The sequence below is a fragment of the Streptacidiphilus alkalitolerans genome, assembly GCF_042511045.1.
In the GTDB taxonomy this organism is placed as follows: Bacteria; Actinomycetota; Actinomycetes; order Streptomycetales; family Streptomycetaceae; genus Streptacidiphilus; species Streptacidiphilus alkalitolerans.
The window spans coordinates 465,566-480,171 of the sequence record NZ_JBHEZX010000001.1 but is presented as its reverse complement, the minus strand read 5'-3'; the positions used below and the strand labels follow the sequence as shown (position 1 = coordinate 480,171).

The 14,606-nt window shown below is 73.7% G+C and carries 7 protein-coding genes; 5 read left to right on the top strand and 2 right to left on the bottom strand.

Going from position 1 to position 14,606, the window contains the following annotated elements:
- Positions 1-226: 226 nt before the first annotated feature.
- Positions 227-3,655: an ABC transporter permease gene (locus ACEZDG_RS02150; protein ID WP_380501576.1), complete on the top strand. Its 3,429-nt coding sequence runs from the start codon at positions 227-229 to the stop codon at positions 3,653-3,655.
- On the top strand, positions 3,652-6,600 hold the full coding sequence (locus ACEZDG_RS02145) for a hypothetical protein (protein WP_380501574.1): 2,949 nt from the start codon (positions 3,652-3,654) through the stop codon (positions 6,598-6,600). Before ACEZDG_RS02150 ends, ACEZDG_RS02145 begins: the two co-directional genes overlap by 4 nt.
- Before the next feature lie 7 nt (positions 6,601-6,607).
- On the opposite strand, the gene ACEZDG_RS02140 is transcribed toward ACEZDG_RS02145, so the two are convergent.
- Both ACEZDG_RS02140 and ACEZDG_RS02135 read right to left on the bottom strand, forming a co-directional pair.
- Positions 6,608-7,393 carry a class I SAM-dependent methyltransferase gene (locus ACEZDG_RS02140; protein WP_380501572.1) on the bottom strand — a complete coding sequence of 262 codons (786 nt, stop codon included), beginning with the start codon at positions 7,391-7,393 and terminating at the stop codon, positions 6,608-6,610.
- A 130-nt stretch (positions 7,394-7,523) separates the two neighbouring features.
- On the bottom strand, positions 7,524-9,230 hold the full coding sequence (locus ACEZDG_RS02135; protein WP_380501570.1) for a hypothetical protein: 1,707 nt from the start codon (positions 9,228-9,230) through the stop codon (positions 7,524-7,526).
- A gap of 305 nt (positions 9,231-9,535) precedes the next feature.
- On the opposite strand from ACEZDG_RS02135, the gene ACEZDG_RS02130 reads away from it, so the two are divergent.
- The 3 genes from ACEZDG_RS02130 (at position 9,536) to ACEZDG_RS02120 (ending at position 14,587) form a co-directional block, all read left to right on the top strand.
- Entirely contained in the window at positions 9,536-10,390 is an 855-nt protein-coding gene (locus tag ACEZDG_RS02130) for a pentapeptide repeat-containing protein (RefSeq protein WP_380501568.1), read from the top strand.
- Between the two features lie 95 nt (positions 10,391-10,485).
- Positions 10,486-11,553 (top strand): LacI family DNA-binding transcriptional regulator, encoded by a 1,068-nt coding sequence (locus ACEZDG_RS02125; RefSeq protein ID WP_380501566.1) that lies wholly within the window; start codon positions 10,486-10,488, stop codon positions 11,551-11,553.
- Positions 11,554-11,710: 157 nt separating this feature from the next.
- Positions 11,711-14,587: a cellulose binding domain-containing protein gene (locus tag ACEZDG_RS02120; protein WP_380501564.1), complete on the top strand. Its 2,877-nt coding sequence runs from the start codon at positions 11,711-11,713 to the stop codon at positions 14,585-14,587.
- Positions 14,588-14,606 lie beyond the last annotated feature (19 nt).

Genomic DNA, 14,606 nt, shown 5'->3' with positions numbered 1-14,606 from the left:
TCCTTGCGGTGCGGTCGTGGTGGTGCGGTCGTGCGGTGGCTACTGGGTACCTCTGCCCCTTTTGGGATTATCGACTCCCCGTGCCCCGGTGCGTCCCATCTTCGCCCTGTCGATTGATTGCTGAGATTTAATCGGTATTTGCAAAGCTCTCCCTGTTTTTCTCTCGCTGGCGCAGACTGTGCATCGGTTCCGGCATCGGTTCTGACAACGGCACAGGGGGAGTCGCGTGGCGCGGAGACCGACCGGCGGAACGGCCCGCAGGGCGCTGCCGCCCGCTGTCCGCGGCTCAGTGCACCACGGTCTGGTGCTGGCCGCGACCGCGGTCACCGTGCTGCTGGCGAGTACCGTGCTGGCCGCGCTCGCCGCGCTGACCACCAGCTCCGTGGACGCCGGCGCCGCGGCCCGGCTGCTCGCGGACCCCAGGGCCGAGGTCGGGGTCAGCGCCACCTACGGCGCGGCCGGCCTCCCGGCCGCCGACCGGGCGGTGCGCGGCAGCCTCGCCGCGGTGTTCGGCAAGCTGCCGGAGCAGACCTACCTGGCCCTCTACGGCCTGGACCCCCTGGTCTCCAAGGACGCGGGCCCCGGCACGGCCGCCGCCCAGCTCCAGCTGCATCCGGCGGCGCTGCAGGGCGCCGCCGCCCACGCCCGGCTGGTCTCCGGCACCTGGCCGGACGGCGCCGCCGACCCGCCCGACGCGCGGTTCACGGCAGCCGCGACCGCATCCGCGCCCACGACCGAAGCAGCCGCAGAGGTCGCGGTGGATGCCGCGATCCCGCAGGCCCTGGCCGGACGGCTGCGGGCCGGCCCCGGCTCGCAGCTGAGGCTGGCGGACTCCCTGGGCCGGGCCGTCACCGTGCGGGTCACCGGCGTCTACGCCGCCACCGGGGCGCCCGGCTTCTGGCCCGGCGCGGTGGGCGCGGCCACGGACGGCGACACCAGGGCCGGAAGCCTCCTGGTGGTCTCCCCGGCCGCGCTGCTCGGCCAGGCCTCCTTCCGGGCGGAGGTCCAGGTCTCCTGGAGCGCCCTGCCGGATCTGGCCCGGCTGCGGGCCGACCAACTGCCGGGCCTGAGCCGACGGGTGGGCGACTTCTCGGCCAGCGACACCGGCAGCTCCGTGTTCCACGGGCAGCAGCCCCCGCTGGACCGCCTGGTGGCGGCCTCCTCGCTGGCGGACGCGGTGGACGAGCTGGCCGTGCCGATGGTGGTGGCCCGCTCCGCGCTCTACCTCCCGTCCGCACTGCTGGCCGTACTCGCGCTGGTGGCACTCATTCTGACGGCACGTCAACTCACGGCGCACCGGCGGGACGAGCTGGTGCTGCGGCAGACCAGGGGAGCCGGGACCGGGCGGCTGCTGGCAGCGGCGGCGGGGGAGTGGGCGGTGGTCGCGCTGCCGGCCGCGCTGGTGGCGCCGTTCCTGGCCGGGCCGTTGCTGCACGGGCTGCACACCACCGGCCTGGTGGTCGCCCAACCGCCCGCGGACGCCCTGGTCACCGCCGCCTGGGCGGCCGTGGCGCTGACCGTGCTGATCCACGCCGGGGCGACCCTGCTGCCGGTGCTGCTCGCGGTCACCGGGGGTGACGCGGTGTCCAGGCTGCGGTTGCGCGGAACGCGCGGCGCGGCAGCGCAGCGGATCGGCGCCGATCTGGCCCTGGCCGTGGTCGCCGTCCTCGGCTACCTCCAACTGGCCCACTACCGCACCACGGTGAGCAGCTCGGGGACGGACGGCGTGGCCGACGTGGACCCGGTGCTGGTGCTGGCACCCGCGGTGGCGACCCTGGCGGCGGCCCTGCTGCTGCTCCGACTGCTGCCCCCGGCCTCGTTCCTGCTCGACCGGTTCGGACGGTCCCGCCGTGGGCTGGTGCTGCCGCTGGCCGCCTGGCAGTTGGGACGGCGGTCGGCCCGCAACGCGGGCCCGGTGACGCTGATGTGCCTGGCCGTCGCGGTCGGCGCGCTGGCCACCACGGCGCTCGCCGGGTTGAACGAACTCGCCACCGACCAGGCCCGGTTCACGGTAGGCGCAGATGTGCGGGTGAGCCAGCAGGACGCCCTGAGCGCCCCGCCGGAGGCGCTGCGCAGCGCCTTGGCCGCGCTGCCCGGGGTCACCGCGGTCACCCCCGTCAGCGACACCTCCGCCAACAACGCCGACAGCCAACTCGACCAGATCGTCGGTATCGACACCCGGCCGCTCGGCAACGGCACGGCCCCGCCGCCGGTCCCGCTGCTGCGCTCCGACCTGGCCGGCCCCGGCTTCCAGGACCGGCTGGCCGCGCTGGGCAGCAGGACCCCGCCGGACGGCCTGGTGTTCACCGGACGCCCAAGCGCGCTGCGCCTGGACGAGACCCTGTCCAGCAGCGGCAACCCCGCGCCGCCCCAGCTGGCCCTGACCCTGGAGGACCCCGCCGGGATCGACTCCACGGTCACCGTCCAGCTCCCGCCGGCGGACGGGGCCCGGCACCTGGTGGAGGTGCCGCTGATCGTCCCCGGCGGTGGCGGGACGCGCAGTTATCCGCTGAAGCTGACCGGCATCTCGGTCCTGGTCCCCCCGGAGCAGCAGCGGGCCCGGCTGACCCTGACCATCCATCGGATCGGCGCGGTGGGGCCCGCGGCCTCCGCCGCCCCGACCTGGTACAGCACGCTGCCGACCGGGCTGATCTGGGCGGACCGCACGCTCCAGGCCGCCTACGCGGTCGAGGCGGACTGCACCGCCGACGACGGGTCCGGCGGCTCCTTCACCGTGCAGGGCCCGGCGGTCTGCGCCCTGCACCGCGGCGGCACCGACCTGCTCTCCGCAGAGATCGGCACCGCGCCGCACGACCGGCTGACCCAGGGCGGCACCGCCGCGCTGATCACGCCGGTCCTGGTGGGACCCCCCTTGATCGTCCCGGCACTGGGCGACACCGCGGCCATGGCGGAGGGGCAGCAGCAGGTGGGGGACGAGGTCGCGCTGGACCTCGGCGACGGCCATGCGCTGATGCTGCACATCGTCGGCACCATCGACGCGGTCCCCGGAACCGATCTGACCCAGGGTCACTATCTGGTGGACCAGCGGGCGTTGGCCGCCGCCGAGGCGGGGATCGGGGAGCCGCAGACCGCTCCGGTCAGCTGGTGGCTGAGCAGCAGTGAGCCGGAGGCGACCGCGGCGGCGGTGGCGCGCGATCCGTCGCTGGGGACGGCGCAGACGGTGGGCCAGGTGCGGGCGCACCTGCTGGACGACCCGTTCCGGGCCGGGATGCGGGCGGTGCTGGCGCTGTGCCGACTGCTGGCACCCGGCTTCGCGGTGATCGGCTTCACCGTCCACGCGGTGGTGACCACCCGGGAGCGGCGGCGGGAGTTCGCCCTGCTGCGGGCGATGGGGGTGCGCCGGGGCGGACTGTCCACGCTGCTGTGGGCGGAGCAGTTGAGCGTGGCCCTGTTCGCCCTGGTGCCGGGGGCGTTGCTGGGCACCGGACTGGCGGCGCTGGTGCTGCCGCTGGTGACGGTGGACGACACGGGGGCCGCGCCGTTCCCGTCCCTGGTGCTGACGGTGCCGTTCCCGCGGGTGGCCCTGACGGCGCTGCTGACGGCGGGGGCGATCTGCGTGGTGGTGATGTCCCTGGCGCGGTTGCTGGCGCGGGTGGACCTGGTACGGGTGCTGCGAGCGGGGGAGGGGACATGAGCGGGCCGGAGCCGACGCCCCGTCAGCAGGGCGGTGGTACGGGACCGGGCCGTGCTTCACGGCCGGGCGGTGGCACCCGGCGGACGAGGCCGTGGTTCGGCCTGGCGGTGCGGGAGGCACGGGGCGACGTCCCGCTGCTGGTCTGCCTGGCGCTGCTGGTGGCGGTGCTGACCGGGCTGAGCGCGCTGGTGCCGACCCTGGTCGCCGCGCGCCAGGACACCGCGCTGCGGCAGCGGATCGCCACCGCGCAGCAGGCCGCGCCGCTGATCACCCTCGGCGCGGCGGTGGTCCCGCCGGCGTTCGGGACGAACGACCCCTCGCAACTGCTGACCACGGGCCTGGCGGTGGCCGGCCCCCGGCTGGCCGCCGACGCGGCCCCCGCGCTGGCCAGGTCGCTGCACTACAGCAGGTCCGAAGTCGACTATGTCTTCGGCCAGTTGACGGACGGACCGGCCGCCCCCGATCCGCAGATCGCCAGCAGCGTGGGCGCGTTCTCCTATGTCAGTGACGGTCCGTCACATGTCCGGATGGTCGCCGGCGCCTATCCGGCGGCGGCCACCCGGTCCCGGGCGCCGACGCCGTTCGCCGTCTCCCAGGCCACCGCGCGGCTCCTCGGCCTGCGGGTGGGGCAGCCGGTCAGCGTGTTCTACGCCTCCGACGACGGTGTGGCCACGACCCGGATGGTGCTGTCCGGCATCTACCTCCCGAGGCTGACCGGCGACAGCTTCTGGAACGACCACGCCGCCCTGGACCGGCCGCAGCGGTACCCGCTGCAGACCAGCGGCCAGGACCAGGTCTCCTTCCACGCGCTGATCGGCGCGGACGGTCCGCTGCACCTGGCCGACGACGGGGTTCCGCTGCCGACGCTCAGCTGGCAGCTCCGGGTGACCCCGGACCGGGCCGCCGTGGCGCAGGCGGCGCAACTGCCGCACGCGCTGGCCGGCTACGGCAATGCGCTGCGTCGCGGACAGTGCCAGATCGCCGACGGCGATATCGACGTCGGCACTGCGGCCGAGCCGAGTTGCTTCGCCGGCGACTGGCCGGTGCTCGCCTTCACCTGGACCGACGGGCTCTCACCGGTGCTGGACTCGTTCGGCCTGGAGCGGCGGCAGGCGGACGCGGTGCAGTCGTTCGCGCTGGCCTCGGTCGGCAGTGTGCTGCTGGCCACGGTGTTCGTGGCGGTCCGGCTGCTGCTGCGGCGCCGCGAGGCGCAGCTGCGCTTGCAGCGGGCGCGGGGGGCCTCGGCGGCCGGCCTGGTCCTGCTGCGGTCGGTGGTGGCGACACCGCTGGTGGCGCTGGCAGCCGCCGCCGGGTGGGTGGTCGGCGAGCGCCTGGGCGAGACCGGCACCTCCGGGTCGCCGCAGCCGCTCTGGGCCTTCGGCTCGGCCGCCGCGGCCTGGCTGCTGCTGCCGCTGCTGACCTGGGGGGCGGTACGCGAACCCGCTCCGCGGCGGCGTCGGCCGCGCCGGGGCCGGGGTGGACGCGGAGCCGGGTTCGGGGCCGGGGCCAGTTTCGGGCGTCGGGAGGTACTGGAGGGCACCGCGCTGCTGCTGGCCGTGGCCGGGGTGGTGTCGCTGCGGCAGCGCGGCGCCGCGCCGACCCAGGGCGTGGACCTGTCGATGAGCGCCGTCCCGGTACTGGTGGCGGTGGTCGGGGTGCTGCTTCTGCTGCGGGTCTACCCGCTGCTGCTGCGGCTGCTCGCGGCCCGGGCCCGCCGGGGACGCGGGGTGCTGGCCTTCGTCGGCCTCGCCCGGGCCGGACGAGACGCGACGGCGACCGGGCTGGCCATGTTCGTGCTGGTGCTGACGCTGGGGACGGCGGTGTTCGGCGGGATGGTCGCGCGGACCGTCGCCGACGGGGTGACCACGGGGGCCGCCTGGAGCACCGGCGGCGACGCCGTGGTGACGAGCGGGGGTAACCCGGTGCCGACGGCGCTGCCCGCGTCCTCCCCGGTACGGGCGGTCGGCGAGCAGTCGCGCTCGCTCACCCTGACCGCCGACCGGGACGGGACGACGCTGTCCGGCGCGGTGCTGATCACGGTCGATGCGGCCCGGCTGGCGGTCGCGGAGCCCGGCTCACCACTGGCGAGAGCACTGCTCTCCAAAGCGAGCAGTGCTCCACTGAAGCGCCAGGACGGATCGGTCGAGATCCCGGTCCTGGCCGGTGCCGCCCTGCTCGCCAGGGAGCCCAGCGGCGACCTCACCGCGGCTGCCTTCACCAACACCGACCGGACCCACCGGGTACGGCTGCGTCCGACGGCACCGCTCGGCACCGCCCCGCTCCAGGACCCGGCCCTCGGCCCGCTCACCAGCACCCTCCCGCCCGGAACCCCGCTGCTGGTCGCCGACATCGCGGCAGAACGCTTCCTGGCCCCGCAGGCCGCGGGCGGCAGCGCGGTCCTGCTCTACGGCCACGGCTCCGCCGCGCTCCGCTCGGCGGGAAGCACCGCCCTGGGCGCCCTCGCCGAGGTCCGGCTGCGCGCCGACGTCCTGGCGGCAGCGAGGAACGACGGCCTGGTCAGCGAGCTGCGCCGGATCTACGCCCTGAGCACCGTGCTGACGGTCGGATTCGGACTGCTCGCGGTGGCCCTGGAGCTGGTGCTGACCGCGCGCGAGCGCGGCCGTACCAGCTCCTACCTGCGGACCCTGGGCCTCGGTTCGAGGCAGGCCGCGGCGCTGCAACTGCTGCAGCTGCTGCCGTTCGCCTGCGCGGCGGCGGTCGGCGGGGTACTGCTCGGCGTGGCCGAGCCCAGACTGCTGGGCCCCGCCCTGAACCTGCGCCAGTTCACCGGCGGCCCGGCCCAACCGGCCCTGCACACCGACTACCGCCTGACAGCGGCCCTGGGCCTGGGCCTGGCCCTGCTGGTCCTCGGCGCAGCAGTGCTGGAGACCCTGGTCTCCCGCTGGCGCCGGCTCGGGGCGGTGCTCAGACTGGGGGAGATCTGACCAGTCGTCATATCGCCTGGTGGGGTGGATCGATGGGCTTGCGGGCCTCGATCAGGAAGCGGGTGGTGTGAGCGACGAAGGGGCCCTCGGCGAGGATCTGCTTGTGGAGTTCCTCCAGTCGGTCCCGGTACTGGGCGACGGTGAACCCCGGCACCATCCAGATCACCTTGCGCAGGAAGTAGACCACCGCGCCGATGTCGAAGAACTCGGTCCGCAGCGACTCCGCGCGCAGATCCAGCACCTCCAGGCCGGCGGCCTCGGCCGCGCGGCGGGCGGCGTCCGGGTGGCGGCCGTTCCTGGACGCCTCGGGCTGCGGCCCGAGGAAGTACTCGACCACCTCGAACACACTCGCCGGGCCGACCTGCTGCGAGAAGTAGACGCCGCCGGGCCGCAGCACCCGGGCGATCTCGCTCCACCAGGTGGTCACCGGATGCCGGCTCACCACCAGGTCGAACGCCTCGTCGGCGAAGGGCAGCGGCGGCGTGTCGCCGGTGGCGACCACCACGGCGCCGCGCGGGTGCAGCAGCCGGGTGGCCTTGGCGATATTGGGCGGCCAGGACTCGGTGGCCACGGTGACCGGGGCCAGCGTCGGCGTCGACCCCGCCAGCACCTCGCCGCCGCCGGTCTCCAGGTCCAGCACGGCGGACGCCCGGGCGACCCGTGCGCCCATGGCCCGCTGGTAGCCCCAGGACGGGCGCTGCTCGGTGGCCCGCCCGTCCAACCAGGAGAAGTCCCAACCGTCCACGGAGACGGCCTCGGCCTCGGCGACGAGTTCGTCAAAGGTTCGCGACATGGCTCGAGCCTGGTCGGCGGCGGCGCGAACCGCCAGCGAATATCCCTTCGCGGATGCGAACGGCCCGGCCACCGGGGGAACCTCCGGTGGCCGGGCCGTGTCGACTTTCAGCTGGTCAGGGCAGGGGTGATCAGCTGCGGACCGAGGCGATGGCGGTGCCGAGCGCGTCCTTGATGCGCGGGCCCAGCCGGGCGAAGCCCAGCTCCTTCATCGCCGCGCGCAGCAGCTCGTCGTCGCTGCGCTTCACGCCGTCGCTGTCGATCCAGTCGACGACCGAGACCAGCTCCTCGGCGGAGTACGCGGTGACCGGGCGGCCCGGCGTGAACGCCGGCTTGCGCGGACGCCGGCCCTCGCCCACGGGCTCGCCTGCGGCGGGCTCGGGGGATGCGGGGGTGGCGGTGGCAGTCGGGGTGGCCTGGGCGGCGGGGGTGGCCTTGGCCTTGGCGGCGGCGGCCTTGGATGCCTTCGCCTTCGGCTTGGCCACGACGGGCGTGACAGGGGCGGCCGGCGCGACCTCAACCACAGCAGCTTCGGCGGCGACGGCCTCGACAGGCGCGGTCGCCTCAGCGGCGGTGACGACCTCAGCCTCGGCGAGGGTGACCGCCTCGGCCACGGCCTCAGCCTCAGCTTCGACCACGGCCTCTGCCTCAGCGACTACCTCGGCCTCGACCACGGCCTCAGCAACAGCCTCCGCCTCGGCGACGACCGCGGCCTCGGCGACGACCTCGGTTTCGCTGGGGGTGGTGACCTCGGTGATGGTCACCTCCTCCTCGCGCGGAGCGGGGACGAACCCCTGCGCGGGCGCCTCCACCGGGACGGGAGCCGCAGTCGCGGCCACAATCGCAGCAGCCTCGGCTTCGGCCTCCTCCGCGACGTCGACGTCCACGTCGCCGGCGCCCGCGCCCGCGGACTCCGCCTCCGCCTCCGCCTTGACGGAGTCGACCGCCCCGAACTCGCGCGCGACCGCCTCCGCCACGGCATCGGCGTCCGCCCGTGCCGCGGTCAGCTCCGCGACCAGCTCGCCGTAGCCCTGCTCCTCCAGTGCCGCGCGCAGCGCGTGCAGCGCGGGGAGGCGGTGCAGGGTGCCCTCGTCGGAGGCGAGCCGGTCGACCAGTCCGGTCAGCTCGTCCAGCGACAGCGCGGCCGGGTTGCTGTCGACCCGGAGCCGGCCCAGCTCGGCCAGCGCCGCGCAGGCGTCGTCCACGGCCTGGACCGCGGCGTCGAGGAACTCCAGGTCGGCGGGCAGGACCGGGCGGCTGCCGGTGGGCGACAGCGCCGCCCAGTCGGTGCGCTCCGAGGCCGCCGCGACCAGCGCCGCGTGCAGCGCGCTGCGGCGCGGGCGCTTGGCGAGGGCGAGGCCGCGTGCGGCCCGGCCCAGGTTGAGGCGCTGTCCCAGGGTCAGCTTCGCGTCCTGCGCCTTGCGCCACTTGCCGCTCGCGGTCGCCGCGGCGAAGGCGCCGAGCTGCTCGGACTCGTACGCCGCGGGCACCAGCACCTGGAGGGTGGAGCGGACCCGCAGCGTCAGCGCGAGCGCCTTGCCCACCGCGACGACGGTGTCGAGCTCGCCCAGGGTGGTGTCCTCGGCGAGGCGGTTCGCGGCCTCGCGGGTCGCCGGGAGGTCGCGTCCGCGCAGCTCGGCGAGGACGGTGGAGGCGGCGCGGGCCTCCTCGGGGCTGTCGACGGTGTCGACGGCCGCGTACCAGGCGTGGGTCTCGGCGGTGAGGGTGAAGCCGCCGAGGGAGGCGTAGTCGATCAGATTCTGGCGGGCGTCCGAGGATGCGTCACCGGTGCTGGCCGGTGTCGTGTCGGCGAGTGTCTGGATGTCGAGTGCGGTCATAGTGAAATCCGATTCGTGGCAGGGGGCGCTGCGGCGTCGGGTCGTGCGGAGCGCCTCAGGATTTGACCGTCCGGCGCGGTATTCCGTACGCGCGAGCGCCCACGATACGGGTGAGCCAGGCCGCTGTGCACGCACCCCCGGCTTCACCACGCGATGTGGCCCCCGGTCGGCCCAGTGCGACGGGCTGCGCACTGCCTGCGGAAACGTTCGCTCCGACCAGGGTGCCCTAGGCTGTTCGCGGCCGTCCGTTCCTTCTGCCGACGGCTGTGACCAGCACATCCGCCCCGTCCGGAAGTTCCCGAACCGTGTCAGAGAACCGCGCGTCCGCAGATCCGTCCGCAGGCCCGTCCGCAGACGGTGAGCTGCGGGCCGACTGCGCCAACTGCTTTGCGCTCTGCTGTGTTGCCCCGGCCTTCGCGGCCTCGGCGGACTTCGCGATCAACAAGAGCGCCGGTCAGGCCTGCCCGAATCTGCGGCAGGACTTCCGCTGCGGTATCCACACCGGGCTGCGGGAGAAGGGCTTTCGGGGCTGCACCGTCTACGACTGCTTCGGCGCGGGGCAGAAGGTCTCCCAAGTCACCTTCGGCGGCCAGGACTGGCGCCGGGCCCCGGACACGGCGCGGCAGATGTTCGAGGTCTTCCCGGTGATGCGGGACCTGCACGAACTGCTCCACTACCTCACCGAGGCGCTGCGCCTCCCGGCCGCCGCCGAGGTCCACAACGAGCTGCGCGCGGCCCTGGACCGGACCCGCGCGCTCACCCTGGAACGCCCCGAGGCACTGCACGGCACGGATGTGCCCGCGCTCCGTTCGGAGGTCAACGTGCTTCTGCTGCGGGCGAGCGAACTGACCCGCGCCGAGCCGAGGGTGAAGGGCCGAGGGAAGCGGAAGGACCACCGCGGGGCCGACCTGATCGGCGCCAAGCTGCGTTCCGCCGACCTTCGCGGCGCCAATCTGCGCGGTGCGTATCTGATCGGCGCCGACCTGCGGGACGCGGATCTGCGCGGGGCCGATGTGATCGGCGCGGACTTCCGCGGGACGGACATCAGGGGCGCGGATCTGACCGGTGCGCTGTTCCTGATCCAGTCCCAGGTGGACGCGGCGGTCGGCGACGCCGCGACCCGACTGCCGTCCGGACTCAGCCGCCCGACCCACTGGTGAAGCGCTTCGACAACATCAACAGTCCTGTCGTGCACGCGTCTTGACAGTCCATCGGCTACTGCCGGAGTCTCCATAACGGAGCAAAGGGGCTGCCCATGGAACGTACGGTCATGGTCACGGAGACGGCCAGGCCCACCCTCGCCGAGGTCGCCCGCAGGGCGGGTGTGTCCACGGCGACGGCGTCCCGTGTGCTCAACCGTTCGGCCAAGGTCAGCGCGGCTGCCCTGGCCAGGGTGGAGTCTGCGGTGACCGAGCTCGGATACGTACGGCACCGGGCCCACCATGCCCACAACGTCCCTGGTCGGGCTGCCGGTGCGATCGCGGTCGTGGTCTTCGAGGACATGATCCACTACCAGTCCGACCTCTTCTACTCGCGTCTGCTGCTCGGGGTCGAACGGGCACTCCAGTCCGCCGACCGGGAGTTGGTGGTGCTCACCGCCTCGCGCCGGTCGCAGCGGCCCACCCTGGTCCGCTACCTCTGCGGCGGCCATGTCGACGGCATCCTGCTGGTCGGCCCCTGGGGCGGCGACGCGCTGCCGCGGCTGATCCAGGCGGCGGGCGTGCCGGTGGTCTCGGTGGGCCGGTTCTCCGGCGCCGGCGACATCCCCAGCGTGGACGCGGACAACCACGGCGGCGCGGTGCTGGCAGTACGCCACCTGCTGAACTCCGGCCGGCGCGCGATCGGCACCATCGCCGGGCCGCCGGACATGGCGGTCGGCGCGGACCGGCTGGCCGGCTACCGCAGGGCGATCAGCGAGGCGGACACCCCGGTCCCGGTGCGCGAGGCCGTCGCCTACGGGGACTTCACCGTCGCCTCCGGCGAGCACGCGCTGCTCCGCCTGCTCGACCTGCGGCCCGACCTGGACGCGGTCTTCGCCGCCTCCGACCTGATGGCGGCCGGCGCGCTGCGCGCCCTGCACCGGTTGGGGATCTCGGTGCCGGACGGCGTGGCGGTGATCGGCTTCGACGACGACGCGGTGGCGCGGCGCACCCGGCCGCAACTGAGCACGGTGCGGCAGCCGGTGGAGGAGATGGGGGAACGGGCGGTGGCCGAGCTGCTGGCGGCGCCGGTCTCCGGGGCTGGAGCGGACGGAGTGACCGGGGCGGAGTCCGGTGAGCGGGTGGTGATGGCCACCCAGCTGCTGCTGCGGGAGTCGGGCTGATCCGGCCGGAGCGCATGTAGGTTTCACGGACCTTGACGCACTTCCGGTGCTGGGACCAGCGAAGCGCTTCCGCGCCGCCGGAAGCAGTGTTGACGTTCCGTCAGCAGGGTGGCTGCATGACTGCGCACGCGCCCCCACCCGCTGAGGAGTCCACCCGATGCTCCGTCCAGTCCTGCCCGCACGCCTGCGTCCGGATGCCCGTCCACGTTCCCGTCCCCGCTTCCGTCCCCTGGACCGTCCCGGTGCGCGGGGCCTTCGCTCCCGGCCGCTGCTCACCGCGCTGGCGGTGGCCGCCGCTGCGCTGGTTCCGGCCCTGGCCACCGTGGGCCTGGTCCCGGCGGCTGCCGCGCCCGCCGGACCCGCTGCCGCGACGGCCGCCAGCCAGCCCTACACCTGGAGCAATGTGCAGATCGGCGGCGGCGGCTTCGTCCCCGGGATCATCTTCAACCAGGGCAAGTCCGGCCTGGTGTATGCGCGGACGGACGTCGGCGGCGCCTATCGGCAGGATCCGACCAGCAAGAAGTGGATCCCGCTACTGGACTCGGTCGGGTGGAACGACTGGAACCTGACCGGTGTCGCCAGCCTGGCCACCGACGCCGTCGACCCGTCCCGGGTCTATGTCGCCGCAGGCAGTTACACCAACAGTTGGGACCCTGACAACGGCGCCATCCTCCGTTCCACCGACCAGGGCGCGACCTGGCAGCGCACCGTGCTCCCGTTCAAGGTCGGCGGCAATATGCCCGGGCGGGGGATGGGCGAGCGGCTCGCCATCGACCCCAACAACGACAAGGTGCTCTACTTCGGCGCCGAGAGCGGCAACGGGCTCTGGCGCAGCACGGACTACGGCGTGACCTGGGCCAAGGTCGGCTCCTTCCCGGACGCGGGCACGTACGCCCCCGACCCCACCGACACCTCCGGCTACCAGAGCGACACCGAGGGCGTGCTCTGGGAGGTCTTCGACAAGGGCAGCGGCACCGTCAACGGCGTGACGAAGACGGTGTTCGTCGGCGTCGCCGACAAGGCCCACAGCATCTACCGCTCCGACGACGGCGGCACCACCTGGACGGCCGTGGCCGGCCAGCCCACCGGCTTCCTCCCGCACCAGGCGGTCCTGGACGCGACGGGCGGCAACCTGTTCATCGCCTACAGCGACACCGGCGGTCCGTACGACGGTGCGCACGGCGACCTGTGGAAGTACGCCACCTCGACCGGGGTCTGGACCAACACCAGCCCGGTGCCGTCCAGCGACAGCAGCAACAACTACTTCGGCTACAGCGGACTCGCCATCGACCGCGAGCACCCCGGCACGCTGATGGTCACCGCCTACAGTTCCTGGTGGCCGGACACCCAGATCTGGCGCAGCACCGACAGCGGAGCCACCTGGAAGCCGTTCTGGTCCTACAACGGCTATCCGACCCGGGCCGACCAGTACACCCTGGACATCTCCTCGGTGCCCTGGCTGACCATGGGCGCCAACCCCTCGCCGCCCGAGGAGACGCCCAAACTGGGGTGGATGACCGAGGCGCTGGCGATCGACCCCTTCAACTCAAACCGGATGATGTTCGGCACCGGCGCCACCCTCTTCGGCAGTTCGGACCTGACCGACTTCGACGCCGGGAAGAAGATCAGCATCACCCCGGTGGTGCAGGGTCTGGAGGAGACCGCCGTCAACGACCTGATCAGCCCGCCGACCGGGGCACCGCTGCTGAGCGCCCTCGGCGACCTGGGCGGATTCCGGCACACCGATGTCACCGCGGTCCCGGCGAAGATCTTCTCCTCGCCCACCTTCACCACCTCCACCGCCATCGACTACGCCGAGACCACTCCCAGCGTCATCGTCAGGGTCGGTGACACCGCGTCAGGGTCGACCGACAAGCACATCGGCTACTCCACCGACGACGGCGCCGACTGGTTCGCTGCCTCCAGCGAGCCCAGCGGCGTCACCGGCGGCGGCACGGTCGCCCTGGCGTCCGACGGCAGCGCCACGGTGTGGAGCCCGGCCGGAGCAGGGGTCTACCACTCCACCGGGTACGGCAACGCCTGGACCGCGTCGACCGGGATCCCGGCGGGCGCGACGGTGTCCTCGGACCGCACCGACCCCAAGACCTTCTACGGCTTCTCGGCCGGGACCTTCTACCGCAGCACCGACGCCGGCGCGACCTTCACCGCCACGGCGGCGACCGGACTTCCGGCCACCGGCCCGGTCCGGTTCAAGGCACTGCCGGGGGTCAAGGGCGACATCTGGCTGGCCGGCGGCACCACCGGCACGGCGGCCGGCGCGACGTACGGGCTGTGGCACTCCACCAACGGCGGCGCGAGCTTCAGCAAGCTGACCGGGGTGGACGCGGCCGACACCATCGGCTTCGGCAAAGCCGCCCCCGGCAGCAGCTACCCGGCCCTCTACACCAGCGCCCAGATCGGTGGCGTGCGCGGCATCTACCGCTCGGACGACGCCGGCACGAGCTGGATCCGCATCAACGACGACCAGCACCAGTGGGGTTGGACCGGCGCCGCGATCACCGGTGACCCCCGGATCTACGGCCGGGTCTACGTCAGCACCAACGGCCGCGGCATCGTCTACGGCGACACGGCGGGCACCGCGACCGGCACACCGACCCCGACCCCGACGCCCACGCCGACCCCGACGCCCACCCCGACCGCCACCGCAACCCCGACGCCAACTCCCACCTCCACGCCCACGGTTGGTGCCTGCGAGGTCGACTACACCGTCAGCAGTCAGTGGGCCGGCGGCTTCGGTGCCAATGTCACCGTCGTCAACCATGCTGCGGCTGCGGTGAACGGGTGGACCGTCAGCTGGTCCTTCCCCAGCGGCCAGAAGATCACCCAGCTGTGGAACGGCAGTTACAGCCAGACCGGCGCCGCCGTCACCGTGGCCAACCTCTCCTACAACGCGGCGATCCCCGGCTCCGGCGGATCGGTCGCCTTCGGCTTCAACGGCAGTTGGACCACCGCCGACACCCCGCCGTCGGCTGCCACGCTCAACGGCACGGCGTGCACGGTGAAGACCGGCTGAGCCTGCTGCGGGAGTCCGC